General features: G+C 61.6%; 22 protein-coding genes. 15 read left to right on the top strand and 7 right to left on the bottom strand.

Annotated features, from left to right (window positions below):
• Positions 1 to 180: 180 nt before the first annotated feature.
• Together ACZ9BE_RS03665 and dinG are read right to left on the bottom strand one after the other, a co-directional pair.
• Complete coding sequence (locus ACZ9BE_RS03665) at positions 181 to 2,649, bottom strand: beta-galactosidase (protein WP_476248916.1); 2,469 nt, start codon at positions 2,647 to 2,649, stop codon at positions 181 to 183.
• 95 nt (positions 2,650 to 2,744) lie between these two features.
• Positions 2,745 to 4,889, bottom strand: coding sequence for an ATP-dependent DNA helicase DinG (gene dinG, locus ACZ9BE_RS03660; protein WP_150636400.1), 2,145 nt, complete (start codon positions 4,887 to 4,889; stop codon positions 2,745 to 2,747).
• Between the two features lie 97 nt (positions 4,890 to 4,986).
• Between dinG and ACZ9BE_RS03655 the strand changes: the two genes are divergently transcribed.
• Positions 4,987 to 5,451: a CopD family protein gene (locus tag ACZ9BE_RS03655; RefSeq protein ID WP_150636398.1), complete on the top strand. Its 465-nt coding sequence runs from the start codon at positions 4,987 to 4,989 to the stop codon at positions 5,449 to 5,451.
• Between the two features lie 234 nt (positions 5,452 to 5,685).
• Here ACZ9BE_RS03655 and ACZ9BE_RS03650 read toward each other — a convergent pair whose 3' ends face one another.
• The 4 genes from ACZ9BE_RS03650 to ACZ9BE_RS03635 form a co-directional block, all read right to left on the bottom strand.
• Complete coding sequence (locus ACZ9BE_RS03650) at positions 5,686 to 6,444, bottom strand: collagen-like triple helix repeat-containing protein (protein ID WP_150636396.1); 759 nt, start codon at positions 6,442 to 6,444, stop codon at positions 5,686 to 5,688.
• Positions 6,437 to 6,718: a DUF1145 domain-containing protein gene (locus tag ACZ9BE_RS03645; protein ID WP_016771375.1), complete on the bottom strand. Its 282-nt coding sequence runs from the start codon at positions 6,716 to 6,718 to the stop codon at positions 6,437 to 6,439. Before ACZ9BE_RS03645 ends, ACZ9BE_RS03650 begins: the two co-directional genes overlap by 8 nt.
• 160 nt (positions 6,719 to 6,878) lie before the next feature.
• Positions 6,879 to 7,601 (bottom strand): PA1041 family peptidoglycan-binding anchor lipoprotein, encoded by a 723-nt coding sequence (locus ACZ9BE_RS03640; protein WP_150636395.1) that lies wholly within the window; start codon positions 7,599 to 7,601, stop codon positions 6,879 to 6,881.
• Positions 7,602 to 7,691: 90 nt separating this feature from the next.
• Positions 7,692 to 8,387: a PA1041 family peptidoglycan-binding anchor lipoprotein gene (locus tag ACZ9BE_RS03635; RefSeq protein ID WP_016770616.1), complete on the bottom strand. Its 696-nt coding sequence runs from the start codon at positions 8,385 to 8,387 to the stop codon at positions 7,692 to 7,694.
• Positions 8,388 to 8,586: 199 nt separating this feature from the next.
• Here ACZ9BE_RS03635 and ACZ9BE_RS03630 point away from each other — a divergent pair, with 199 nt between their 5' ends.
• From ACZ9BE_RS03630 to ACZ9BE_RS03615, 4 genes are all read left to right on the top strand, one after another.
• Complete coding sequence (locus ACZ9BE_RS03630) at positions 8,587 to 9,084, top strand: DUF6231 family protein (protein WP_056783350.1); 498 nt, start codon at positions 8,587 to 8,589, stop codon at positions 9,082 to 9,084.
• A 4-nt stretch (positions 9,085 to 9,088) separates the two neighbouring features.
• On the top strand, positions 9,089 to 9,565 hold the full coding sequence (locus tag ACZ9BE_RS03625) for a YchJ family protein (protein ID WP_324175037.1): 477 nt from the start codon (positions 9,089 to 9,091) through the stop codon (positions 9,563 to 9,565).
• A gap of 100 nt (positions 9,566 to 9,665) precedes the next feature.
• Complete coding sequence (locus ACZ9BE_RS03620; RefSeq protein WP_024011906.1) at positions 9,666 to 10,151, top strand: LEA/WHy family protein; 486 nt, start codon at positions 9,666 to 9,668, stop codon at positions 10,149 to 10,151.
• A gap of 5 nt (positions 10,152 to 10,156) precedes the next feature.
• Positions 10,157 to 10,360 carry an SEC-C metal-binding domain-containing protein gene (locus ACZ9BE_RS03615; RefSeq protein WP_003198420.1) on the top strand — a complete coding sequence of 68 codons (204 nt, stop codon included), beginning with the start codon at positions 10,157 to 10,159 and terminating at the stop codon, positions 10,358 to 10,360.
• 146 nt (positions 10,361 to 10,506) lie between these two features.
• Here ACZ9BE_RS03615 and ACZ9BE_RS03610 read toward each other — a convergent pair whose 3' ends face one another.
• Positions 10,507 to 11,064, bottom strand: coding sequence for a cysteine hydrolase family protein (locus ACZ9BE_RS03610; RefSeq protein ID WP_476248915.1), 558 nt, complete (start codon positions 11,062 to 11,064; stop codon positions 10,507 to 10,509).
• A gap of 201 nt (positions 11,065 to 11,265) precedes the next feature.
• Between ACZ9BE_RS03610 and ACZ9BE_RS03605 the strand changes: the two genes are divergently transcribed.
• From ACZ9BE_RS03605 to pdeM, 10 genes are all read left to right on the top strand, one after another.
• Positions 11,266 to 13,716, top strand: coding sequence for a penicillin acylase family protein (locus tag ACZ9BE_RS03605; RefSeq protein ID WP_476248914.1), 2,451 nt, complete (start codon positions 11,266 to 11,268; stop codon positions 13,714 to 13,716).
• Between the two features lie 524 nt (positions 13,717 to 14,240).
• Positions 14,241 to 15,275 (top strand): ligase-associated DNA damage response exonuclease, encoded by a 1,035-nt coding sequence (locus ACZ9BE_RS03600; RefSeq protein WP_041478061.1) that lies wholly within the window; start codon positions 14,241 to 14,243, stop codon positions 15,273 to 15,275.
• Positions 15,272 to 16,960: an ATP-dependent DNA ligase gene (locus ACZ9BE_RS03595; protein ID WP_476248913.1), complete on the top strand. Its 1,689-nt coding sequence runs from the start codon at positions 15,272 to 15,274 to the stop codon at positions 16,958 to 16,960. Before ACZ9BE_RS03600 ends, ACZ9BE_RS03595 begins: the two co-directional genes overlap by 4 nt.
• 373 nt (positions 16,961 to 17,333) lie before the next feature.
• The gene (locus ACZ9BE_RS03590; RefSeq protein WP_041478063.1) at positions 17,334 to 18,116 is read left to right on the top strand and encodes a transporter substrate-binding domain-containing protein; all 783 of its coding nucleotides are present in this window, start codon (positions 17,334 to 17,336) and stop codon (positions 18,114 to 18,116) included.
• 56 nt (positions 18,117 to 18,172) lie between these two features.
• Positions 18,173 to 18,901: an ABC transporter permease gene (locus ACZ9BE_RS03585; RefSeq protein ID WP_016771383.1), complete on the top strand. Its 729-nt coding sequence runs from the start codon at positions 18,173 to 18,175 to the stop codon at positions 18,899 to 18,901.
• Positions 18,898 to 19,608: an ABC transporter permease gene (locus ACZ9BE_RS03580; protein WP_130912856.1), complete on the top strand. Its 711-nt coding sequence runs from the start codon at positions 18,898 to 18,900 to the stop codon at positions 19,606 to 19,608. Before ACZ9BE_RS03585 ends, ACZ9BE_RS03580 begins: the two co-directional genes overlap by 4 nt.
• Before the next feature lie 28 nt (positions 19,609 to 19,636).
• Positions 19,637 to 20,755, top strand: a complete 1,119-nt coding sequence (locus ACZ9BE_RS03575; protein ID WP_476248912.1) for a succinylglutamate desuccinylase/aspartoacylase family protein — start codon at positions 19,637 to 19,639, stop codon at positions 20,753 to 20,755.
• A gap of 12 nt (positions 20,756 to 20,767) precedes the next feature.
• Positions 20,768 to 21,532, top strand: a complete 765-nt coding sequence (locus ACZ9BE_RS03570) for an ABC transporter ATP-binding protein (RefSeq protein WP_056783337.1) — start codon at positions 20,768 to 20,770, stop codon at positions 21,530 to 21,532.
• Between the two features lie 182 nt (positions 21,533 to 21,714).
• Complete coding sequence (locus tag ACZ9BE_RS03565) at positions 21,715 to 24,204, top strand: ligase-associated DNA damage response DEXH box helicase (RefSeq protein WP_476248911.1); 2,490 nt, start codon at positions 21,715 to 21,717, stop codon at positions 24,202 to 24,204.
• Entirely contained in the window at positions 24,201 to 24,854 is a 654-nt protein-coding gene (pdeM, locus tag ACZ9BE_RS03560; RefSeq protein ID WP_412070916.1) for a ligase-associated DNA damage response endonuclease PdeM, read from the top strand. The genes ACZ9BE_RS03565 and pdeM overlap by 4 nt, the downstream gene beginning before the upstream one ends.
• The last annotated feature ends 11 nt before the right edge of the window (positions 24,855 to 24,865 follow it).

Here is a 24,865-nt window from a genome sequence, read left to right as displayed (position 1 = left end):
AGTGGCCCGCATTGTTCCAGCCCTTGAGGGATTTGGGAACAGGCGCGGGCCAGACGGTTGATCCGCAATTTGTGGCGATCCCTTCGCGAGCAGGCTCGCTCCCACAGGGGATCTGCGCTGCTGTTGATATCCAGTGTGGGAGCGAGCCTGCTCGCGAAGAACGATAACGCGGTCTGAAACCTAGTGACCATTCCCCGAATGCCCACCCGCCTGCGCGGCCCCCGGCGCTTTGCCGGCCTCGGCCTTGCGCCCGCCTGCCACCTCGGCAGCTGGGGTTTTCTGCGCCTCCTTGCCCAACTGCTCCAGCGCCTGCAGATTGCTTTTACGCACCGCCTCGACAAAGCCCTGATACGGCAGGTCAGTGACCCCGACCAGACCGAAATGGCCGTTCTCGCCGTCGAGCAAACGCCCGGTCACCGGTTGGTCGAGATACTGGAACCAGTGCACGCCGACAATCGACGGTTCGCTCAGTGCCTGTTTGAGGAAGTTGGCATAGGCCGGGCCGCGATCTTCCTCCTTGGCCAGCTGCGTCACGCCGCCCCAGAACGGACCTCGGTCGGCCGAGCCGAAGTTGAATTCGGTGATCAGCACCGGTTTGTCCAGGGCTGCCAGCGCGGCGAAGTCGTAGCCGTCCTGCGGCTTGAGCGTATACATGTTGAAGCTCAACACATCGCAATATTGTGCGCAGGACGCCACGGCTTCAGGCGTACTGGTGGCAAAGCGACCGCCCAGGAGCATCTGGTTCGGCGCGTGCCATTTCAGCGAATCGGAAATGGTCTTGAAATAGGTATCGGCGAAGACCTTCTGGAAGTATTTGAAATCCGCTTCGATCTCCGGATGCTCCGGGTTCGGCAGTGGCGGCACGAAGCCAGGGTCTTCCATCAATTCCCACGCCGGCAACTCGATGCCCCAGGCCTTGGACAGTCCGGCCTGATTGCGGTACTTGTCGCGCAATTGCTTGAGAAAGGCGCGTTTGGCCGGCACGTCGGTGGTCATTTTCAACGTGCCGTAGGCCAGCGCGTAGCGAGCTTTCGGATCGTCGCCAGGGCCGGCCCAGGCCAGTTCGTTGTCGGCGTAATAACCGATCAGCCACGGATCGTCACGGTGATCGCGGGCGGCAATGGCCACGGCGCGCTCGGTGGCCATGGCGAAACGCGGATCGAACGGATCCGGCATGCCGCCCCACCAATCGCTGCCGGTGCTGATGCTGGTGTAATCGCCGACGATCGACAGCGGCAAGGTGTACGGTACGCGCTCAGCATCCGCCAGCGACGGCGCGCTCCAGTTGCCCACTGTGTTGAAGCCCCAGGCTTGCAGCCGATCGAGGGTATGCCGGGTCCAACGTTCTTCATCAATTGCGGCTGTGCACGGAGTGGTTTGCGCGCTGGACGCTTGCACCGCATCGGTCTGCGCCGCTTCGGCAATACCGGATTTTGGCTCGGCAGGCACCGCTGCGGTTTCAGCGGCCTGCACCGAACCGGCCTCAGCCGCCCCAGCCTTCGCCGCTTCGGCAATCCCGGCCTTGTTGTCGCTGTCTGCCTTGCACGGTTCGCCGTACAGGCGTTGCAGATTGGCGCCATAGAAGTCGTACCAGCGGCCGTTGCCGTAGCCACGCCCCTGGTCGGCGCCATTGCCGCCACGGTTGTCACCCTCGCCAAAATGCGCGGCCAGCGGGTCGTCGTTCTTCGGCAACGATTCGAACATGTATTCACGGCCGGCGACGTAGGTCTGGTTGACCTGCGGGCTGACTGTATTGACGCCCAGCGAATAGAACGGGTGGCCTTCAGGAGTCACCAGATACCAGCGGCCATCGCGTTTTTCCGTGCGGAAGAATCCGCTGGCCTTGAACGCCGGGCCTTTGTTCCAGCCGCCGAACTTGTCCAGCGAAGCCTTTTCACGCTCGGCCAGCCACGTATTCAGCTGTTGCTGCTCTTTGCTGGCGGCGCTTTTCAGTTGTTCGTCGCTGCTGACTTTTTCCGGCCATTTACTACGGGTTGACTGACCGTAGGCGTCGACCAGATTGCCGTACACCGCCCGCGTCACCGATTCGCCGTCCTGCACGCCGAACCGCTCGAGCAACAGGCTCTGCGCAACTTTCGGCTGATCCATCGACAGACTCACCGAGACCACTTGGCTGCGGTCGATCTCGCCAGTGCTGCTGGCCAGCAGGATGCGTTGGCCATCGACGGTCATCGGCATCGGCGGCCCGGCTTTCATGCCCTGGCTCAGCGGCGTCGAAGCCACCAGCGGCACCAGCAAGGTCTGCGCGGGGCCGGCCGGCAGATCGACGCGGCTGACCAGAGTGCGGCCATCGTTGCTCTGGATCTGCACATAGACTGTGACCGCCCAATTCATCGCACTTTGCAGACGCAGGGTCATCATGTCGGACTGCGACCAGTCCCAAGCGCCGGTCTGCGGGGTCAGGCGCAAGGTCGGCCGGGCGACCGGGTTGAACGTCACCCGGCGCAGCACTTCGCCTTCCGCGGTCTGTTCGGCATTGGCCTGCGGCAGGTCGGCGTTTTCCGTGGCGACCTTGACCACGTCGGCCGGGCGTACGAAGTTGAACAGCGTCTGCTGACCGGCGGGCGCAGCCAGCAACGGCGCGGCAAAGATCAAGGCGAAAACAGCGGGCAACGAACGGCGGATCATAAGAACGGAGTTCTCCCTAACGACCAGTCAAGGCCAGTGGAAAAGCGGTGGCAGAGAGATAGACAACGCGGCGGGCCAATCGGCCCACCCGTGTCTCAGGATATTTCACGACGGAAAGGAGGCAACGCATTGAGGATCGCCTTGCCGTAGCGCTGAGTGACCAGACGCCGGTCGAGCAAGGTGATGGTGCCGCGGTCTTCTTCGGTGCGCAGCAGACGGCCGCAGGCCTGGACCAGTTTCAGCGAGGCATCGGGCACGGAGATTTCCATGAACGGATTGCCACCGCGCGCCTCGATCCACTCCGACAACGCGGCCTCAACCGGATCATCGGGCACCGAGAACGGAATCTTGGCGATCACCACGTGCTCGCAGTAGGCCCCCGGCAAATCGACACCTTCGGCAAAACTGGCCAGCCCGAACAGCACGCTGGAATCACCGCCGTCGACCCGCGCCTTGTGCTTGTTGAGGGTCTCCTGTTTCGACAGGTTGCCCTGAATGAACACTTGCTTGCGCCAGTCGCGGTCGAGGCCGTCGAATACGTCCTGCATTTGCTTGCGCGAGGAGAACAGCACCAGCGTGCCACGGGAACCGTCGACCAGATCCGGCAGTTCGCGAATGATCGCCGCCGTGTGAGCAGCAGCATCGCGCGGGTCGGCCTTCAGGTCCGGCACACGCAACACGCCGGCATCGGCATGATGGAACGGGCTCGGCACTACGGCGGTGACGGCTTTTTTCGGCAGACCGGCGCGCATGCGGAAACGGTCGAAGGTGCCCAGCGCCGTCAGCGTCGCCGACGTCACCAAGCAGCCGTAAGCGACGTTCCACAAACTGCGACGCAAGGTTTCCGCCGCCAGAATCGGGCTGGCGTTGACCTCGATGTCGAACAGCGAGCCGCTTTCGGCCAGGGTCAGCCAGCGTGCCATGGGCGGGCTGTCTTCCGGGTCTTCGGCGGTGAACGCGGTCCACAATTCCCAGTTGCCGGAAGCGCGGGACAGCAGGCTGCCGAACAGCGGATACCATTCTTCGGCCTGATTGCTGGCGATACCGATGTTGACCTCGCCGTCCATGCCTTCCTTGAGCAGGTCGGTCAGGCGTTGAAACAGGTCGTTTAGGCGCGAATAGCCTTTTTTCAGCTCGATGCCCATCTCGCGCATGTCCTCGGGAATCACCCCGCCGACAAAGCGATGACGCGGGCGCTCGCGGCCTTCGACGTCTTCGCCCGGTTTGAAATCGGCGATCTGCTCGCAGGCGGTGAACATGAACTGCTGCTGCGTCTTGATCTCCCGCGCCAGCTCGGGCACCTGCTCGATCAGCTTGCCGAGATCGCCCGGCAACGGATGCTGGGCCAGCAGCTTGGTCAGGTTCTTGGCGGTGGTTTCCAGCCAGTCGGCGGTGGAACGCAGGCGCGTGTAGTGAGCGAAGTGGCCGATGGCTTTGTCCGGCAGGTGGTGACCTTCGTCGAACACGTAAATGGTGTCGCGCGGATCCGGCAACACGGCGCCGCCGCCCAGTGCCAGATCCGCCAGGACCATGTCGTGGTTGGTAACGATCACGTCAACCTTGCCCATGCCTTCGCGGGCCTTGTAGAAGGCACACTGGCCGAAGTTCGGGCAATGACGGTTGGTGCACTGGCTGTGATCGGTGGTCAGGCGCGCCCAGTCGGCGTCTTCCAGCGCGTTCGGCCAGCTGTCGCGGTCGCCGTCCCATTTATTGCCGGCGAGCTTTTCGATCATGCTGGTGAACAGCTTCTGACTGGCCTCGTCGACTTCGATCTTGAAGCCTTCTTCTTCGAACAACTGCGCGGTGGCGGTTTGTGCGTGGCCTTCCTGCAACAGCATGTCGAGCTTGGACAGGCACATGTAGCGGCCACGGCCCTTGGCCAGGGCGAAACTGAAATTCAGCCCGCTGTTGCGCATCAGGTCAGGCAAATCCTTGTAGACGATCTGCTCTTGCAGGGCGACGGTCGCGGTGGCAATCACCAGACGCTTGCCGGCCAGTTTCGCCGTGGGGATCGCCGCCAGGCTGTAGGCCACCGTCTTGCCGGTACCGGTGCCGGCTTCCACCGCGACGATCGCGGGGTCGCCACTGCGCCGGCCTTCGTCATCGGTGTCGATATCCCCGAGGACCTTGGCGATTTCAGCGATCATCAGGCGCTGGCCGTAACGCGGCTTGAGGCTCTTGGCCTCTAGAAAACGCGAATAGGCGCCCTGGATCGTGGTTTTGAGTTCAGTGCTGATCATTGAGTGTCGGGCGCAAAACGCTGGATAAATTTTCAGTGGTTTGATTCGGCGGCTATCATACCCCGCTAATCGATCCCGCGCAGAACGGAGTGACCCAATGACACCTTTTAGCCTCGTTTACCCCCTGCATGTCCTCGCCGCTCTGGTGTGGGTCGGCGGTATGTTTTTCGCCTGGATGGTCTTGCGCCCTGCGGCTGTGAAGGCTCTGGACGGCCCCGCTCGCCTGACCCTGTGGGTGGAAGTGTTTCAAGGTTTTTTCCGTTGGGTCTGGGTCGCGGTGATCCTGTTGCCGATCAGCGGCGTGGGCATGCTGCATCTGCAGCAGGTCGGCTTCGAGACCGCGCCGAAGTATGTGCAGGTGATGATCGGCTTGTACGTGGTGATGACGGCGCTGTTCATCCGCATTCAAGGGCTGATGCTGCCGGAGTTGCGCAAGGCGGTTGAGGCGAAGGATTGGCCGGCGGGTGCGGCGGTGCTGGGGCGGATTCGCCGGGTGGTGGGGGTTAATCTGCTGGTCGGGTTGGTGTTGGTGGCTGTGGCGGCGGCGAGACCGATGCTCTGAATCGCACTCTTGTTCTGCTGTGAACACAGTTGTGGCGAGGGGATTTATCCCCGCTGGGCTGCGTAGCAGTCCCGCTTTTGATTTTTAGAGCGGGGCCGCTTCGCGACCCAGCGGGGATAAATCCCCTCGCCACATAATTTCACTCACCAAAGATCTTCACTCACCAAAGATCTTCACTCACCAAAGATCTTCACTCACCAAAGCATTTTATTGATCAGAGAGTGGGTCGCAGTTTCAGAGCCGTTGCACGGTAACCGAACCCGCCGCCCCCACCGGCCCAGGCTGGCCATCCGCGCCGGCCTTGCCGTTCTTGCCGCCATCAGCGCGATAGACCAGGCAGCCCTTGGACTTGCCACCCTTGCCCGCCTTGCCGCCGACACCCGCCGGTCCGCCGGCACCGCCAGCCACGTTGACCTTGATCAGCTCGACTGGGAAATCCCGTGGTACGGCGAGGCGCACCAGCGCACCCGGCGCGCCTGGCTGACCATCGCTGCCGTCACTGCCATCGGCACCGTGGCCGGCCGAGCCATAGGTGCAGCCCGGATCTTCACCGTTGCCGCCGTCGAGGCCGACGAAACCCGGCGCGCCCCTGCCGCCACGGGCATCGACCGTCAGTTGCGGCGCGCTCAGGGCCTGAAATTGCAGGTTCAGATTGCGCCCGGCCCGGGCCGCTTTTTCATAAGTGCCGGGGGCGCCGCGCGCGGTGATCTGGCTGCCCTCGCTCAATTCAGCGCGCTTGACCTTCACTTCCAGCGCCTGTTCAGCCGGAACGATAGCAATACGTGCTTCGTGGCCCAGACGCAGTTCATCAATGTTCAATTCAGTCACGTTGGACGGGATCAGCAAGGTGCCGTAATCGGCGACTTCCAGTTTCTCCAGTTGCAGCGTGCTGGTGGTGTTGGGCAAGCGCATCAAAGAATTGCTTTGCACGTTGACCACCTGGGCGCAGGCCAGTGGACTGATGAATGCAGCGAGCAGGCAGAGTTTACGCATGGGAAGAAGCCTCCGGAGCGGCCGGGGCCGGGATGGTTTGCAGGTGGAAAACGCCGAACAACAGAATGCGGCCACGATCACGCCAAGGGTGCGGACGACCCTTGAGGCTGCGATTGCACAGCAGCACTTCGAGTAGATGAATCAGCAACAACAGAGCGCCGGCCAGATTGACCAGCAGATGCAGCGGATGAACAAACGGCACCAGTTGATTGGCCAGTACCACGCAGCAGAACAGCAGGGTCAGCAAACGCCCCAGCCCCCAGAACACCTTCATACGCTCCCCCGTGTTGCGAATTATTCTTTGCACGCACAGTACCGGCTTCTGCGGGGGATAAGCCAGAGGGAAAAATGAAATTTGTGCAAACGCGGATGAAATGGCTGCCGGGGCGACGATCTCGACCCGGCAGCTCTAGCCTGCGTACTACAGACGGTTGCTAACGATTGATGTGCAGCTCGACCCGTCTATTTTCCGCGCGGCCTTCATCGCTGGCGTTATCGGCGACCGGCTCACTCTCGCCTCGGCCCTCGCTGGTGAGCTTGTTCGGCGCCAGCCCCTGACTCAACAGATACGCCGCGACACTGCTCGCGCGCCGCTCGGACAAAGCCTGGTTATAGGCGTCGGAGCCTTTACTGTCGGTGTGCCCGATGACCTTGATGCTGACCACATCGGCATTGCGCAGCTTGTCCATCAAGGTGTCGAGCTGGGCTTTGGCCGCCGGGGTCAGATCGGACTTGTCGAAATCGAACAGCACGTTGCCGGCATCGCTCAAGGTGATCACTTCAGATTGCGGCGCCGGTTCGACCGGTTTGACTGCCACCGGATATTGCGGCAGCGGGCAGCCACGGTGATCGACTTCGGTGTTTTCCGGAGTGTCCGGGCAGCGGTCGCGGCGGTCGAAGACGCCGTCGCTGTCTTCGTCGCCATCCTGGGCGTAACAGATCAGCCCGCCGGTGACGATACCCAATGCCGCGCCGCCGCCGGCCCAGCCGGCGCTTTCAATGGCGCCAAGACCGCCGCCGACCAGACCGCCAAGCAGGCTGCAGATCGGCCACGTACGTTGATTGAGGGGGGCGGTGCCATCGCTGTGAGTGGCACAACCGGTGAGCAAGCTGCCAAGCAGCAGCACCGGCAAGACGGACCTTGAGAAAAGACGCATTTGTGAACGCTCCTGTGTACCGGCCCATACCGGTTACACAGGAGTAAAGACCCGCATCCACGACTGCACAAGCCGCGGATGCGAGAGGGGCTAGCGGACGATTTTGATTTCGGTGCGACGGTTCTGTGCACGACCATCAGCCGACTTGTTGTCAGCCACAGGCTGGCTTTCACCAAGGCCCGACACCGAAACGAAGCTGGCACGCGGTACACCCTGCTGGATCAGGTATTCCACCACCGAGTGCGCACGACGATCCGACAGTTTCTTGTTGTAGGCATCGCTGCCGACACTGTCGGTGTGACCGGTCACGGTCAGTTGCGCGGTAGAGGATTCCTGTTTCAGGCGATCGGCGACCTTGTCCAGCACTTGCTTGTCAGGGCCGGTCAGCGTGGCTTTGTCGAACTCGAAATGCACATCACGAATGACGATGGTTTCTTCCTTGACCACAACCGCTTCTTCGACCACTGGCGCAGGCGTTGGTGGCGGGCAACCGTCAGCATCGACCTGCACGCCTTTTGGTGTGCCCGGGCACTTGTCGCGACTGTCCGGCACGCCATCGCCGTCTTCATCGCCATCGCCATGCACCCAGCAGTAAGCCGCTGCCGTACCGCCGACGATCAGTGCACCGTAGCCAGCCCACGATGCGCTTTCCGTCGCGCCGAGACCGGCACCGACCACACCGCCGACCGCCGCACAGGTCGGCCAGTCGGTTTTCTGCAAACCTGCGCAACCAGTCAACACACTGGTTAGCAGAACCAAGGGTAATGCTGTCCGAACTATGCTCATCTAGTTTTCTCCTGAGGGATCGGCTTAAAACCGATTCAGGGAGTAAAGACCGGAGTTTTAATCTCCGCCAGCAATAGGCCACCGCTGTTTGCGACCGTGTTCACAGGGGTTTGCCTCTTTGGGCGAAAACCGCCGCCACCGGGCGCTTTGCCGACGCGGTCTGGCAGGCTAGTCTTGGCGGTCTGACTGAGGAGCTTCGATGAACGTCGCCATTTCTTCGCGCACGCCACAACAGGCGTTGGCCGCTTTGCTGGATCGCTACGCCCCGGCCCGACTGCTGCTGATCGGCGCCAGCGAGTTTCCCGCCTTGAGCGCTTTCAAGGACGCGCATCCAGACACCGTGGTCGCTCATGCCGCGCCCGGCGCGTTGCCCGCCGAATTGGCTGCGCAACGCTTCGATCTGGCGCTGGTAGTCGATTGCCTGGAACATTTGCCCAAACGCGATGGCCTGAATCTGTTGGGCGGCATCCGCAATCTCAACGCCAGTCGCATCGCGGTGCTGGCGGATCTGGCCGCCAGTGGCTGGCAGGAAACCGATTTCTATTCGCTGGCACTGCAGGCCAGCGAGCGTTTTCAGCGCGACGCGCAGGTGCTGACCCTGTTCACCTACGATCTGCTTGACTACAAACAAGTCCCCGACTGGCTCAATTCACGCTTCTGGGCCAATCCGGAAAACTTCGGGAAATACTGGTGGTAATGCAATGAGTACAGCCATTTGCCCTTGCGGCAGCGGCAATCTGCTGGATGCCTGCTGCGGCCCTTATCATGACGGCCACCCGGCGCCGTGTGCCGAAGCCTTGATGCGTTCGCGCTACAGCGCTTATGTGCTGGGGCTGATCGACTATCTGGTGGCGACCACCCTGCCCGCGCAGCAGGCGGGGCTGAACCGACAATCGATCAGCGACTGGAGTGCGCAAAGCACCTGGCTTGGTCTTGAGGTGGAAAGCTCGGAAGTGTTCGGCGGCCAGCCGGAACACGCTTTTGTGACCTTCACCGCACGCTGGCATGACAGCCAGGGCGAGCACAGCCATCGCGAGCGCTCATCCTTTGTACAAAACGCCGGGCGCTGGTACTTCATCGATCCCACGGTGCAGATGAAGCTGGGGCGCAATGACGGCTGCCCTTGCGGCAGCGGGCAGAAGTTCAAGAAGTGTTGTTCGGGTTATTTCGGCGCTTGAAAGCCAAGATCAAAAGATCGCAGCCTTCGGCAGCTCCACGGGATTAGCCGAAGGCTGAAATCTTTTAAGGTCTAGACTGGGCACAAAGGGAGTCAATTTCATGCTCGGTCGTCGGCGCACATTACATTTCCTGCTGTTGATGCTGATCGTAAACCTCGGCGGCTGTGCCTCGTGGTTCAGCGATGACAGCGTCGAGCCTGCCGTGCATCTGGTGAAAGTCGAGGTGGTGCGGGCCAAACTGCTCGAGCAAAAATTCATCCTGCACTTTCGCGTCGACAATCCCAACGACAGCGATCTGACCGTGCGCGGCCTCGAATACCGGATTCACCTGGCGGACATGCTGCTCACCGAGGGCGAGCATGAGCACTGGTTTACCGTGGGGCCAAAGCGCAGCGCTTACTTCAAAGTGCCGATCCGCACCAACCTGTGGCCTAAGGTCAAACAGGTGGTGAAACTGCTGAAAAATCCGAACCAGCAGATTCCCTATCGATTGCAGGGGGAAATGGAAACCGGTTTATTCATCGCCCACTACGTGCACCTTGAGCGCAATGGCGTGATAATCCCCGCCGATCTAACTCCGGAGTGACCTCGATGACCCAGCAACCCCATGTCCATGGCCCTGACTGCAACCACGATCATGACCACCATCATGATCACGACCATGGCCATGTCCACGGCCCGAACTGCGGCCACGCCCACCAGGAACCGGTGCGCAACGCCCTGAAAGACGTCGGCCGCAACGACCCTTGCCCATGCGGCAACGGCAAGAAATTCAAGAAGTGCCACGGCGCTTGATGTCACGGGCGAAGATCTTCTTCGCCTGACACACCGCTTCGCGAGCAGGCTCGCTCCCACAGTGAATTGCATTCCTTCTGACGAAATGCGCTCGAATGTGGGAGCGAGCCTGCTCGCGAAGGCGGCGGCACATACGCTACAAAATTTCAGCCCGCCGCCAGAATCTGTGAAGAGCCGACCACCGTCGCATACTCCCCATGCAGATTGCCCAGCGACATCCCGTGCACCTCTTCAGCGGTACGCGGTGTGCCGAAATAATCGGCTTTGTCGAAGGTAAAACACGCATCCTCTGCCACCCATGTGTCGAAACCCAGGTTGCCCGCAGTGCGCGCCGTCGACTCAACAGAGTTATTGGTCGCCACACCAACGATGATCAGTTGCCCGATCCCAGCCTCACGCAACTGCGCCTCCAACCCACTGGCACAAAACGCGTCCGGCACCTGTTTCTGGATCAGCCATTCCCCGCCCTGAGGGACAAAACGCTCTTGAAACTCCACTCCGTCCTGCTCCGGCCAGAACACCGAATCAGGTGAGCGCGACAAATGCTGCACGTGAATCACCGGGCGCCCGTGCAGGCGCCACAGCGCCAATAACTCAAGCATTCGCTCTTCGGCCTGAGGATTATTCCGCCGCCCCAGACGCGGATGCAGAATGCCTTTCTGCTGGTCGATGATGATCAGCGCAGCGTTGCTTTGAAGCTCCATAGCGATCTTTCTCCTGACAGGTCTCGGGACTCATTCCGCAGTTCAACATCAGCGCTTTCCCACAAGCAACTGTCACAGCTCTGACCGATCAGCCGACAACAGCACAAATAACCGCTCGCCCCGCTTGCGCGGCCCTCGCGCCCTCACTAACGTAGCGGCTTTATTGCGCCCCCAGCCTTATACCCCCGCAGGAGCTTCGCCATGGCCTCGCCAGCCCTTACACATTTTCTTCCCCGGTTCGGCGTTGCCGCAGCAGTGGCCGGTGTTCTCGGCCTGTCCGGTTGCCAGACCTGGAACGCCCAGGACAGCCTGCCGCCGACCTCCGGCGTACAACCGCTCAAGGGCCTGGCGCAGAACGTGTCGGTGCGGCGCAATGCGATGGGCATGCCGTTGATCGAGAGCAACAGCTTCCATGACGCGCTGTTCAGCCTCGGCTATGTCCACGCCAGCGACCGCATCAACCAGATGGTCACCCTGCGCCTGTTGGCCCAGGGCCGGCTGGCGGAAATGTCTGGCGCGTCGATGCTCGATGCCGACCGCTACATGCGCGCGGTCAATCTGAAGAAGAGCGCCGGCGAGCTGTACAAGGCCTCGTCGCCACGGCTCAAGCGCTTCTTCGAAGTGTATGCACGGGGCGTCAACGCCTACCTGTTCCGCTACGCCGACAAGTTGCCGGGCGACCTCGCCGCCAGCGGTTACAAGCCCGAATACTGGAAACCGGAAGATTCGGCGCTGATTTTTGCCCTGCTGAATTTCAGCCAGTCGGCCAACCTGCCGGAGGAAATCCAGTCACTGGTGCTCGCGCAAACCGTGACCACTGACAAACTCGCCTGGCTGAGCCCGTCGGCGCCCGATGAAAACCTGCCGGTTGCCGAAGCCGACAAACTGCAAGGCCTCAAGCTCAACGGACAAATTCCGGGGCTGACGGAATTGAGCAGCGCCAGCCAGCAACTGTCGGCGCTGAACCTGCTCGCCACACCGACTGCGAACAACTGGGCAATCGCCCCGCAACGCAGCCGCAGCGGCAAGAGCCTGCTGGCCAGCGATGCGCACGGGCCGCTGGCCGCGCCGTCGTTGTGGAGTTTCGTGCAGATCCGCGCGCCGAAATATCAGGCCGCCGGCGTCACGGTTGCCGGTCTGCCGATGGTGCTCGGCGGCTTCAACGGCAAAGTGGCGTGGAGCATGACCAGCGTGCTCGGCGACAATCAGGACCTGTTCCTCGAGAAAATCCGCCGTCAGGGCAGCAGCCTCACTTATGAAGTCAACGGCAAATGGCAGCCGTTGGGCGTGCGCAACGAAACCTATTTCGTCAAAGGCCAGCGGCCGATTCGCGAAGCCGTGTACGAAACCCGCCACGGCGCGCTGCTCAACAGTGCCCAGGCAGCGGCGCAAGGCAACGGTTTCGGCCTCGCCTTGCAGACGCCAAGCTTCACTGACGACAAAACCCTGGATGCCTTCTTCGACCTGACCCGCGCGCAGAACGTCGAGCGCGCCTCAGACGCCAGCCGTGAAATCCGCGCCATTACCCTGAATCTGGTCTTTGCCGATGCAAGCAATATCGGCTGGCAAGTCACCGGGCGCTTCCCCAACCGTCGCGAAGGTGAAGGCCTGCTGCCCTCGCCGGGTTGGGACGGTCGCTACGACTGGGACGGTTACGCCGACCCGATGCTGCACCCCTACGATCAGGACCCGGCACAAGGCTGGCTGGGCACCGCCAACCAGCGGGTGATTCCCGACGGCTACGGCATGCAGTTGTCGAAATCCTGGGCGGCACCGGAGCGCGGCGAACGCCTGGCGGAAATGGCCGGCAGCGGCAAGCACGACAGCCGCAGCGTGATCGCCATGCAGTACGACCAGACCACCACCTTCGCCGCCAAGCTGAAAAAAGTCTTTGAAGCACCGGGTATGAAGCAACCGCTGAAACAGGCGATCGACGCCCTGCCGGACGCCGAGCGCAGCAAGGCTCGTGAAGCCTTCACGCGCTTGATGGCGTTCGACGGCAAGCTCAGCCCGACCTCGGCGGATGCGGCGATTTATGAACTGTTTCTGCAGGAAAGCATGAAGCAGATCTTCCTCGATGAACTGGGTCCTGAATCGAGCCCGGCGTGGAAGGCCTTTGTTGCCAGCGGCGATCTGTCCTACGCGGCGCAGGCCGATCATCTCTTGGGGCGTGAGGACAGTCCGTTCTGGGATGACCTGCGCACGCCGCAGAAGGAAGACAAAGCGGTGATTCTCGCCCGCAGTCTCGCTGCGGCGATTACGGCCGGCGACAGTCAGTTGGGCGGCGATCATCGCGCCTGGCAGTGGGGCAAACTGCACAGCTATGCATGGAAAAACAGCAACGGTCAGACTGTACGCGGGCCGCTGGCGGCTGGAGGCGATCACACCACGCTGAACAGCTCGGCGTTTGCCTGGGGCCAGGACTTCGCCACCACGCGCGCGCCGTCGATGCGCTTTATCGTCGACTTCGGCCAGAGCGAGCCACTGATGGCGCAGAACGGTACGGGGCAGTCGGGCAATCCACTGAGTCCGAACTACCTGAACGGGATCGATGCATGGCTGAAAGGTCAGTACATCGGCTTGCCGATGCAGCCGCAGAACTTTGATCGGGTGTATGGCAAGACCCGCTTGACCCTCACCCCCGGGAAATAGAGCAAAGATCAACAGCCCCTCACCCTAGCCCTCTCCCGGAGGGAGAGGGGACTGATTGGGGGATGCTTGGGTCTTGCGCCGACCTGAAAGAGAGATGGTGAATCCAACATTGGATCAGGCTCAAGGCTGTGCCGGATCCATATTCAACTCGGCCCCCCAGGTCGATGTACCTCACCAGACACCTCGGTCGGCCCCTCTACAAAGCGAGGTGAATCCAACATTGGATCAGGTTCAAGGCTGTGCCGGATCCATATTCAACTCGGTCCCCCAGGTCGATGTACCTCACCAGACACCTCGGTCGGCCCCTCTACAAAGCGAGGTGAATCCAACATTGGATCAGGCTCAAGGCTGTGCCGGATCCATATTCAACTCGGTCTCCCAGGTCGATGTACCTCACCAGACACCTCGGTCGGCCCCCTCTCCCTCTGGGAGAGGGCTGGGGTGAGGGTAGCGCTTCAAAGCCGATCGAACTTCCAGCCTCACGCCCGCCTCATAGCTAACAAGCCCCCCATTCCGGTCACGACATGGATCTTGTTATTGCCCGACCTGAAGGTCTCTACTGCCCCGCCGGGGATTTCTATATCGATCCGTGGCGGCCGGTCGAGCGTTCGGTGATCACCCATGCCCATGGCGATCACGCGCGCACCGGTAATCAGCACTACCTGTCGAGCAGCGCCAGCGCCGGGATTCTGCGCGCGCGTCTGGGTCAGGATATCCAGTTGCAAACCCTTGATTACGGCCAACGCCTGACCCATCACGGCGTGACCCTGAGCTTTCACCCCGCCGGGCATGTCCTCGGTTCGGCGCAGGTGCGCCTGGAATACGGCGGCGAAGTCTGGGTCGCGTCGGGGGATTACAAGGTCGAGCCGGATGGCACGTGCGCCCCATTCGAACCGGTGCGCTGCCACACCTTCATCACCGAATCGACCTTCGGCCTGCCTATCTACCGCTGGCAGCCGCAGGCGCAGATCTTCGCCGAGATCAATCAGTGGTGGGCGGCCAATATCGCCGCCGGCAAGGCCAGCGTGCTGTTCTGCTATTCCTTCGGCAAGGCCCAACGCATCCTCCACGGCATCGACGAAACCCTCGGGCCGATCCTCAGCCACGGCGCGGTCGAACCGTTGAACCGTGTGTACCGCGATGCCGGTGTGTACCTGCCGCCGACGATCTATGCGGGCGACGTGAAAAAAAGCGATCCGATCATGCGCCAGGCTTTGGTCATTGCTCCGCCGTCGGCGGGCGGCAGCACGTGGATGCGCCGTTTTGGCGACTTCAGCGATGCCTTCGCCAGCGGCTGGATGCGCTTGCGCGGAACCCGGCGGCGGCGCGGTGTCGATCGCGGTTTCGTCCTCTCCGACCACGCCGACTGGCCCGGCCTGCTCTGGGCGATCAACCAGACCGGCGCGGAGCGGGTGATGGTCACTCACGGCTCGATCGGCGTGCTCGTACGTCATCTGCGCGAGCAGGGCCTGGATGCACAAGGCTTCACCACTGAATACGGCGATGACGAAGACGACAACATCGCCACCGAACCCACCGTTGCCGAGACGTCCCCATGAAAGCGTTCGCCGAGTTATATGCCGAACTCGACGCCACCACGTCGAGCAACGCCAAGCTGGCGGCGATGCAGGTGTACTTCGCGCAGGCCGCGCCAGCAGATGCCGCGTGGGCGGTGTATTTCCTTTCCGGCGGGCGGCCTCGTCAACTGGTGCCGGTGCGCATCCTCCGTGAGCTGGCGGTAGAAGTTTCAGGGTTGGAGCCGTGGCTGTTCGAAGAAAGCTATCAGGCCGTCGGCGATCTGGCCGAGACCATTTCTCTGGTGCTGCCGGAAAATCCCCACAGCTCCGAGGCCGGTCTAGCCGAATGGATCGAAGACAAGCTGCTGCCACTTCGCGGTGAAACCCCGGAATATCTGGCGCGCCAACTGCCGATGTTGTGGGCGCAACTGGATCGGCCGAGCCTGATGCTGTGCATCAAGCTGATCACCGGCAGTTTCCGCGTCGGCGTGTCGAAGTTGCTGGTCACGCGCGCCCTGGCGTCGATGGCCGGCCTCGACAGCAAACGCGTGGCTCAGCGTCTGGTCGGTTACACCGATCTGTCGAACCGGCCCAACGCCGCGAGTTACCTGAAACTGATCGCCCCGGAATCCGCCGACGAGCACGCCCAGCGCGGCGGTCAGCCCTACCCATTTTTTCTCGCCCATGCCTTGGCGCAACCGGTCGAGGAATTCGAAGCGCTGCTCGGCCCGGCCAGCGACTGGCAGGTGGAATGGAAGTGGGACGGTATCCGCGCGCAAGTGGTCAAGCGCGACGGCAAGCTGTGGGTGTGGTCGCGCGGCGAGGAATTGGTGACCGAGCGCTTCCCCGAGTTCGATGTGCTGGTCCACGGCTTGCCCGACGGCACGGTGATCGACGGCGAAATCGTCGTGTGGAAGAGCACCCATCCGACTACTGAAGATGCCTTCGATCCGCAATCCGATGAGCCGCCGGCCGTGCAACCGTTCGCCCTGCTGCAGCAACGCATCGGTCGCAAGACGCTCGACAAGAAGATTCTCGAAGAAGTGCCAGTGGTGGTGCTGGCCTACGACCTGCTGGAATGGCAGGGCGAAGACTGGCGCAACCAGCCGCAGGTCAAGCGACGGGCGCAACTCGAGGAAGTCATCGCGCGCTGCAACAGCCCGGTACTGCTGCCCTCCCCCGTATTGACCGGCGAAGACTGGCTCGACCTCGGCCGCCAGCGCGAAGCGTCACGCAAACTCGGCGTCGAAGGCATGATGCTCAAGGCGCGCGAATCGCTGTATGGCGTCGGCCGGACCAAGGACATGGGCGTGTGGTGGAAGTGGAAGGTCGACCCGTTCAGCGTCGACGCGGTACTGATTTATGCCCAGCGCGGACACGGTCGTCGCGCCAGTCTGTACAGCGATTACACCTTCGCGGTGTGGGACGGCCCGCCGGAATCCAGTCAACGCTCGCTGGTACCGTTCGCCAAGGCGTATTCGGGGCTGACCGATGAAGAGATGCGCCAGGTCGACAGCATCGTGCGCAAGACTACCGTGGAGAAATTCGGCCCGGTCAGCAGCGTCAAGCCGAGCCTGGTGTTCGAACTCGGCTTCGAAGGCATCGCCCTGTCGCGCCGGCACAAGAGCGGCATCGCCGTGCGTTTCCCGCGCATGCTGCGCTGGCGCAAGGACAAGACCGTCGAAGAAGCGGACAGCCTCGCTACCCTTCAGGATCTGTTGGCCTAAACCCTTTTCACTGATCGTTCCCACGCTCTGCGTGGGAACGCAGCCCGGGACGCTCTGCGTCCCCCCCAGAGCCGAACGCGGAGCGTCCGTTGATGCATTCCCACGCAGGAGCGTGGGAACGATCAGTCATCGGGGACAAATCCCTTGCCACAGTTTTCCCTGCTCTGAGCTACGCGTTTGAACCGAAACAGTGCATGCAAACAGCAATGCCCGTTTCCGTGCATTCAACTACCCTTGCCTCTCTGCGCTCAACCTTTTAAAACACCTGTTCGGCACTCTGGTTCGGAAATTGCTACTTTCTATAGGTCGTAAGCGTTGCAGTAACAATAATTCTGCGCCACAAGCGCTCATATTGGTTCTTAGGGATTGAATAATGAAAAAAGCATTGCTGACCCTTTCTGCACTGGCGTTGTGCATGGCCGCCGGCTCCGCGCTGGCCAAGGAATACAAAGAGCTGCGCTTTGGCGTTGACCCTTCGTACGCACCGTTCGAGTCGAAAGCGGCCGATGGCAGCCTGGTCGGGTTCGATATCGATCTGGGCAACGCGATCTGCGCCGAACTGAAGGTCAAGTGCAAATGGGTCGAAAGCGATTTCGACGGCATGATTCCGGGCCTCAAGGCCAACAAGTTCGACGGTGTGATCTCGTCGATGACCGTGACCCCGGCTCGCGAGAAGGTCATCGACTTCTCCAGCGAACTGTTTTCCGGCCCGACCGCTTACGTGTTCAAGAAAGGCTCCGGCATCACCGCCGACGTCACTTCACTCAAGGGCAAAACCGTCGGTTACGAGCAAGGCACCATTCAGGAAGCCTACGCCAAAGCCGTGCTGGACAAGGCTGGCGTGAAAACCCAGGCCTATCAGAACCAGGATCAGGTGTATTCCGACCTGACCTCCGGTCGTCTCGACGCCGGTATCCAGGACATGCTGCAAGCCGAACTGGGCTTTCTGAAGTCGCCAAAAGGCGCTGATTATGAAATCAGCCAGCCGGTCGACAGCGAATTGCTGCCAGCCAAAACCGCTGTCGGTATCAAGAAAGGTAACACTGAGCTGAAAGCACTTTTGGATAAAGGTATCAAAGCGTTACACGACGACGGCAAATACGCCGAGATTCAAAAGAAACACTTTGGTGACCTGAATCTGTACAGCGGCAAATAATGCCCCGGCGCCCATCCTCGATGGGCGCCTTTTCCATCCGCTCAGGTTGCTGATTTATGTTTGAAACCCTCCTGCAAAATCTGGGGCTGGCCTCGTTCAGTCTGCAGGGCTTCGGCCCGTTGCTGCTGCAAGGCACCTGGATGACCATCAAATTATCGGCGATGTCGCTGCTGGTGGCCGTGTTGCTCGGCCTGCTCGGCGCCAGTGCCAAACTGTCGAAAGTCAAACTGGTGCGCCTGCCCGCGCAGCTCTACACCACGCTGATTCGCGGCGTGCCGGATCTGGTGCTGATGCTGTTGATCTTCTACAGCCTGCAAACCTGGTTGACGTCGCTGACCGACTACATGGAATGGGAATACATCGAAATCGACCCGTTCAGCGCCGGCGTGCTGACGCTGGGCTTCATTTATGGCGCGTATTTCACCGAGACCTTCCGTGGCGCCATCCTCGCGGTGCCGCGTGGTCAGGTCGAAGCCGCCACCGCGTATGGCCTCAAACGTGGCCAGCGTTTTCGCTTCGTGGTGTTTCCGCAAATGATGCGCTTCGCCCTGCCGGGCATCGGCAACAACTGGATGGTCATGCTCAAGGCCACCGCGCTGGTGTCGATCATTGGCCTCGCCGATCTGGTCAAGGCTGCCCAGGACGCCGGTAAAAGCACCTATCAACTGTTCTACTTTCTGGTCCTCGCCGCTTTGATCTATCTGCTGATCACCAGTGCTTCGAACTTCATCCTGCGCTGGCTCGAACGCCGCTACGCCGCCGGTGCCCGGGAGGCCGTACGATGATCGAACTTCTCCAGGAATATTGGCGCGCCTTCCTTTATACCGACGGCCAGAACATCACCGGGCTGGCGATGACGATGTGGCTGCTGACCGCGTCGATCTGCATCGGCTTCGTCGTCTCGATTCCGCTGTCGATTGCCCGTGTCTCGCCGCACTTCTACGTCCGTTGGCCGGTGCAGTTCTACACCTACCTGTTCCGGGGCACGCCGCTGTATATCCAGTTGCTGATCTGCTACACCGGCATCTACAGCCTCGCCGCCGTGCGCGAACAGCCGATCCTCGACAGTTTCTTTCGCGACGCGATGAACTGCACGATCCTCGCTTTCGCGCTCAATACCTGCGCGTACACCACGGAGATTTTTGCCGGGGCGATCCGCAGCATGAACCACGGCGAAGTCGAAGCGGCCAAGGCTTATGGCCTGACCGGCTGGAAGCTGTACGCCTACGTGATCATGCCGTCAGCATTGCGCCGCTCGTTGCCTTACTACAGCAACGAAGTGATCCTGATGCTGCACTCGACGACCGTGGCGTTCACCGCGACCATTCCCGATATCCTGAAAGTCGCGCGGGATGCCAACTCGGCGACCTTCCTGACCTTCCAGTCATTCGGCATCGCCGCGCTGATCTACCTGACCATTACTTTTGCGCTGGTCGGTCTGTTCCGCCTCGCCGAACGCCGCTGGCTGGCCTTCCTCGGGCCGACTCACTAGCACTGGTTTCAAAAATAAAGAGATAACAATGCGCCACCAGATCCATGACTTGCTGGCCCCGCTGCCGGGGACCGCACGGCAGATTCACAGCTTCCACTTCGGCCCACCGCAGGCCAAGGGCAAGGTTTACATCCAGGCGTCGCTGCACGCTGACGAACTGCCGGGCATGCTGGTCGCCTGGCACCTGAAACAGCGTCTGGCCGAACTGGAAGCTGCCGGCCGCCTGCGCAGCGAAATCGTCCTGGTGCCGGTGGCCAACCCGGTCGGCCTCGAACAAGTGCTGATGGACGTGCCGCTGGGCCGTTACGACCTGGAGAGCGGGCAGAACTTCAATCGCTGGTTCGTCGACCTCAGCGAAGAAATCGGCAACGCCATCGAAGGCCAACTCAACGACGACGCGCAGCACAACCTCGAACTGATCCGCGCCAGCCTGCGCAACGCCCTCGCCCGCCAGACGCCGACGACGCAACTGCAATCCCAGCGCCTGACCCTGCAACGCCTGGCCTGCGATGCCGACATGGTGCTGGACTTGCACTGCGACTTCGAATCGGTGGTGCACCTGTACACCACGCCCGAGGCGTGGCCACAGGTCAAGCCCTTGGCGCGCTACATGGAAGCGCAGGCCAGCCTGCTTGCTACCGATTCCGGCGGGCAGTCGTTCGACGAGTGCTTCACCCTGCTCTGGTGGCAACTGCGCGAGCGCTTCGGTGAGCAGTTCGAGATTCCGCTGGGCAGCTTCTCGGTGACCGTCGAATTGCGCGGCCAGGGCGACGTCAATCACCCGCTGGCCAGCCGCGATTGTCAGGCGCTGATCGATTATCTGATCCAGTTCGACGCCATCGTCGGCGAGACCAAGCCGCAACCGCCACTGCCGTACCCGGCCACGCCGCTGGCAGGGGTCGAACCGGTGACCACACCAGTCGGCGGCCTGCTGGTGTACTGCGCCACGCCCGGCCAATACCTGGAAGCCGGCCAGCAGATCGCCGAAATCATCGACCCGGTCCACGACAAGGTCACCCCCATTCATTGCACCGCCGCCGGCCTGCTGTATGCGCGCTCGCTGCGGCGCATGGCCACTGCCGGCATGGTCATCGCCCACGTCGCGGGCGCCCAGGCCTATCGCAGCGGCTACCTACTTTCGCCTTGAGGATGCTCGTCCATGTACAAACTGACCGTTGAAGGCCTGCACAAAAGCTATGGCGATCATCAGGTGCTCAAAGGCGTTTCGCTCAAGGCCAAAACCGGCGACGTGATCAGCCTGATCGGCGCCAGCGGCTCGGGCAAAAGCACCTTTTTGCGCTGCATCAATTTCCTTGAACAACCGAATGACGGCGCCATGAGCCTTGATGGCCAGGCGATCCGCATGGTCACCGACCGCCACGGCATGCACGTTGCCGACGCCGATGAACTGCAACGCCTGCGCACGCGGCTGGCGATGGTGTTCCAGCATTTCAACCTGTGGAGCCACATGACCGTGCTGGAAAACATCACCATGGCCCCGCGCCGGGTGCTGGGCTGCAGCAAACAGGAAGCCGAGGATCGCGCCCGACGTTATCTGGACAAAGTCGGCTTGCCGGCGCGGGTCGCCGATCAATACCCGGCGTTTCTGTCCGGCGGCCAGCAACAACGCGTGGCGATCGCCCGGGCACTGGCGATGGAACCGGAAGTGATGCTGTTCGACGAACCGACCTCGGCACTCGACCCGGAACTGGTCGGCGAAGTGCTGAAAGTGATTCAGGGCCTGGCCGAAGAAGGCCGGACGATGATCATGGTCACCCACGAAATGAGTTTCGCGCGCAAGGTGTCGAATCAGGTGCTGTTTCTGCATCAGGGTCTGGTGGAAGAAGAAGGTGCGCCCGAAGAAGTGCTGGGCAATCCGAAAAGCGAACGGCTGAAGCAATTCCTCAGCGGCAATCTTAAATAACGCCGTACACAATTCTCCTGTAGGAGCTGCCGAAGGCTGCGATCTTTTGACTCTGCTTCAAAGATCAAAAGATCGCAGCCTCGTTTCACTCGTCAGCTCCTACAAGGGAATCGCGTAGTTTTAAACCTTTGGTCTGTTGCTGTGGTCTCTGAAACAACACCTCCAGAGCGCACGCAGCCGGCATGGCGAAATCCCCCGACTTTGCAAAAACCTGGTTCAGCGCCCGCGACTGGAAGCCGTTCGCCTTTCAGAAACAGGTGTGGGCGGCGGTGAAAAACGGCGAATCCGGGTTGCTCCACGCCAGCACCGGCGCCGGCAAAACTTATGCGGTATGGTTTGCTGCGCTCAACCGCTTCGCCCGCCTGCAACCGCCCGTGGCTACACCGCGCAAACGCAAAGCGCCGGCCGAACCGCTGACAGTGCTGTGGATCACGCCGATGCGCGCCCTCGCCGCCGATACCGCCCGCGCGTTGCAGATTCCGGTGGATGACTTACAGATTCCATGGTCCATCGGCCTGCGCACCGGCGATACCAGCAGCAGCGAACGCGCCCGCCAGGGCCGACGTCTGCCGACCACGCTGATCACCACACCGGAAAGCCTGACCCTGTTGCTCGCCCGCGCCGATGCGCGCACGGCGTTGTCGACCCTGCGCATGATCGTCGTGGATGAATGGCACGAGTTGCTCGGCAACAAACGCGGCGTGCAATTGCAACTGGCCCTCGCCCGCCTGCGTCATTGGCAGCCGGAACTGATTGTCTGGGGGGTATCCGCCACCCTCGGTAATCAATCCCACGCCGAGCAAGTGCTGATCCCACAGGGCGGCGGCGTCAGTGTCCAAGGCAAAAGCGAAAAAACCCTGCAAGTCGACACCCTGCTGCCACCGGCCACCGAGCGTTTTCCCTGGGCCGGCCACATCGGTCTGAAGATGCTGCCGCAAGTGGTCGCCGAACTTGATGCCTGCGCCAGCAGCCTGGTGTTCACCAACACCCGCGCGCAATCGGAGATCTGGTATCAGGCGCTGCTGGAAGCACGGCCGGACTGGGCCGGGTTGATTGCGTTGCACCACAGCTCACTGTCGCGCGACACCCGCGACTGGGTCGAGCAGGCGTTGAAGAATGGCCAGTTGAAAGCGGTGGTGTGCACCTCGAGCCTGGATCTGGGCGTAGATTTCCTCCCGGTCGAGCGCGTACTGCAAATCGGCTCGGCGAAAGGCGTTGCGCGGTTGATGCAACGTGCCGGGCGCTCCGGCCACGCACCGGGGCGCACCTCGCGGGTGACGCTGGTGCCGACCCACAGCCTGGAACTGATCGAAGCGGTTGCCGCACGCGATGCCGTCGAGCAACGGCGCATCGAGCCGCGCCTGTCACCGCACAAGCCGCTGGATGTGCTGGTCCAGCATTTGGTTAGCATGGCCCTTGGCGGTGGGTTTGTTCCTGAAGAATTGTACGAAGAAGTCCGCGGTGCCTGGGCCTATCGCGACCTGACAGCGGCGGATTGGGCCTGGGCGCTGGCGTTCGTACGCCATGGCGGGATGTCTCTTACAGCGTATCCGGATTACCGCCGGGTCGAGCCGGACGAACACGGCGTCTGGCGCGTGCCGGATGCGCGCTTGGCGCGGCGCCATCGCATGAGCATCGGCACCATCGTCAGCGACGCGAGCATCAACCTGAAATTCTGGAGCAAGGGCGGCGGTGGCAAACAGCTGGGCAGCGTCGAGGAAGGCTTTATCGCGCGACTGAAACCCGGCGATGGTTTCCTCTTCGCCGGCCGCCTGCTGGAACTGGTGCGGGTGGAAAACATGACCGCCTACGTCAAACGCAGTACCGCGAAAAAGGCTGCCGTGCCGCGCTGGAATGGCGGACGCATGCCGTTATCCAACGAACTGGCCGAAGCGGTGGTCACGCGCTTCAGCGCCGCTGCTCAAGGTCAATTCAACGGCCCGGAAATGCACGCGTTGCGGCCGCTGCTGGAGACGCAGATACGCTGGTCCGGCTTGCCCACCACGGAAAATCTGCTCGCCGAGGTGCTGAAATCCCGCGAAGGCTGGCATCTTTTTCTCTATCCGTTCGCCGGGCGACAAGTGCATCTGGGACTGGCGAGCCTGTTGGCGTGGCGCGTCAGTCAGCGCCAGCCGGTGACCTTCTCGATTGCCGTGAATGATTACGGCCTGGAACTGCTCAGCGCCACGCCGGTGGATTGGGCCACGCATCTGGACGCGCACCTGTTCAATGCCGATGACTTGTTGCTGGACGTGCTCGCCAGTCTCAATGCCGGTGAACTGGCGTTGCGCCGCTTCCGCGAAATCGCGCGGATCGCCGGGCTGGTGTTCGCCGGGTATCCGGGCGCACCAAAAAGCACCCGCCAGGTGCAGGCGTCGAGTGGCTTGTTTTTCCAAGTGTTCAAACAATATGACGCCGACAACCTGCTGCTAGCCCAGGCTGGGGAAGAAGTCCTACGCGAAGAGCTGGATATTCGCCGTCTGGAACAGACACTGGAGCGCATCAATCAGATGAAACTGGACGTGCATCAGGTTAAACGTCCTACACCGTTGGGCTTTCCGCTGCTGGTGGAGCGGATGCGCGAGAGCATGAGTTCGGAAAAACTGGCTGACAGGATCAGAAGAATGGTTGGTGACCTGGAAAAAACCGCTGATAACGGGAAATCGTCGTGAGTGCGTACCCGGTGCGTTTGGCCGGTGAGGAGTTGTGGCTGCTGCCGGAGAAAGCGCTGTACTGGCCAGCGCAGGAAGCATTGCTGATCGCCGATGTGCATTTCGGTAAGGCGGCGGCCTATCGCAGCCTCGGCCAGCCGGTGCCGCATGGCACGACGGCGAGCAACATCGAGGTAATCGACGCGTTGCTGGCGCGGTTGCCGTGTCGCCAGTTGATCTTCCTCGGGGATTTTCTGCATGGGCCTGGTTCACATGTCCCGACCACGCTGAATGCGCTGGCAGAGTGGCGCGCACGGCACGCTGACCTGCCGATGACACTGATTCGCGGCAACCACGACAAACGCGCAGGCGACCCACCAGCCTCGCTGAATATTCGCGTAGTGCCAGAGCCGCTGTTACTCGGACCGTTCGCCCTGCAGCATGAGCCCGATGCGCATCCGGAACGGCACGTGCTCGCCGGCCACGTGCACCCGGTCTATCGGCTGCATGGCAAAGGTCGGCAGAGCCTGCGCCTGGCTTGTTTCAGACTCGGTGAGCGCATCAGCCTGATGCCGGCATTCGGTGCGTTCACCGGCGGCTATCAGGTCGAGCGCGACGACAGCTGCAGAGTCTTCGTGATCGGCGACAACGAAATATGGCCCGTCAGCTAGATCGCAAATCG

The sequence above is a fragment of the Pseudomonas sp. TE9122 genome (assembly GCF_056278925.1).
This window is presented reverse-complemented; position numbering and strand designations above follow the sequence as displayed.

What these genes read in the sequence shown, in the direction of transcription:
- ACZ9BE_RS03655 (WP_150636398.1), top strand. Translation starts at nt 4,987, where the DNA reads ATGACACCTTTTAGCCTCGTTTACCCCCTGCATGTCCTCGCCGCTCTG.
- ACZ9BE_RS03585 (WP_016771383.1), top strand. Translation starts at nt 18,173, where the DNA reads ATGTTTGAAACCCTCCTGCAAAATCTGGGGCTGGCCTCGTTCAGTCTG.
- ACZ9BE_RS03620 (WP_024011906.1), top strand. Translation starts at nt 9,666, where the DNA reads ATGCTCGGTCGTCGGCGCACATTACATTTCCTGCTGTTGATGCTGATC.
- ACZ9BE_RS03580 (WP_130912856.1), top strand. Translation starts at nt 18,898, where the DNA reads ATGATCGAACTTCTCCAGGAATATTGGCGCGCCTTCCTTTATACCGAC.
- ACZ9BE_RS03600 (WP_041478061.1), top strand. Translation starts at nt 14,241, where the DNA reads ATGGATCTTGTTATTGCCCGACCTGAAGGTCTCTACTGCCCCGCCGGG.
- ACZ9BE_RS03645 (WP_016771375.1), bottom strand. Translation starts at nt 6,718, where the DNA reads ATGAAGGTGTTCTGGGGGCTGGGGCGTTTGCTGACCCTGCTGTTCTGC.
- ACZ9BE_RS03650 (WP_150636396.1), bottom strand. Translation starts at nt 6,444, where the DNA reads ATGCGTAAACTCTGCCTGCTCGCTGCATTCATCAGTCCACTGGCCTGC.
- ACZ9BE_RS03635 (WP_016770616.1), bottom strand. Translation starts at nt 8,387, where the DNA reads ATGAGCATAGTTCGGACAGCATTACCCTTGGTTCTGCTAACCAGTGTG.
- ACZ9BE_RS03665 (WP_476248916.1), bottom strand. Translation starts at nt 2,649, where the DNA reads ATGATCCGCCGTTCGTTGCCCGCTGTTTTCGCCTTGATCTTTGCCGCG.
- ACZ9BE_RS03590 (WP_041478063.1), top strand. Translation starts at nt 17,334, where the DNA reads ATGAAAAAAGCATTGCTGACCCTTTCTGCACTGGCGTTGTGCATGGCC.
- ACZ9BE_RS03625 (WP_324175037.1), top strand. Translation starts at nt 9,089, where the DNA reads ATGAGTACAGCCATTTGCCCTTGCGGCAGCGGCAATCTGCTGGATGCC.
- ACZ9BE_RS03595 (WP_476248913.1), top strand. Translation starts at nt 15,272, where the DNA reads ATGAAAGCGTTCGCCGAGTTATATGCCGAACTCGACGCCACCACGTCG.
- ACZ9BE_RS03605 (WP_476248914.1), top strand. Translation starts at nt 11,266, where the DNA reads ATGGCCTCGCCAGCCCTTACACATTTTCTTCCCCGGTTCGGCGTTGCC.
- ACZ9BE_RS03575 (WP_476248912.1), top strand. Translation starts at nt 19,637, where the DNA reads ATGCGCCACCAGATCCATGACTTGCTGGCCCCGCTGCCGGGGACCGCA.
- ACZ9BE_RS03570 (WP_056783337.1), top strand. Translation starts at nt 20,768, where the DNA reads ATGTACAAACTGACCGTTGAAGGCCTGCACAAAAGCTATGGCGATCAT.
- dinG (WP_150636400.1), bottom strand. Translation starts at nt 4,889, where the DNA reads ATGATCAGCACTGAACTCAAAACCACGATCCAGGGCGCCTATTCGCGT.
- ACZ9BE_RS03640 (WP_150636395.1), bottom strand. Translation starts at nt 7,601, where the DNA reads ATGCGTCTTTTCTCAAGGTCCGTCTTGCCGGTGCTGCTGCTTGGCAGC.
- ACZ9BE_RS03615 (WP_003198420.1), top strand. Translation starts at nt 10,157, where the DNA reads ATGACCCAGCAACCCCATGTCCATGGCCCTGACTGCAACCACGATCAT.
- ACZ9BE_RS03565 (WP_476248911.1), top strand. Translation starts at nt 21,715, where the DNA reads ATGGCGAAATCCCCCGACTTTGCAAAAACCTGGTTCAGCGCCCGCGAC.
- ACZ9BE_RS03630 (WP_056783350.1), top strand. Translation starts at nt 8,587, where the DNA reads ATGAACGTCGCCATTTCTTCGCGCACGCCACAACAGGCGTTGGCCGCT.
- ACZ9BE_RS03610 (WP_476248915.1), bottom strand. Translation starts at nt 11,064, where the DNA reads ATGGAGCTTCAAAGCAACGCTGCGCTGATCATCATCGACCAGCAGAAA.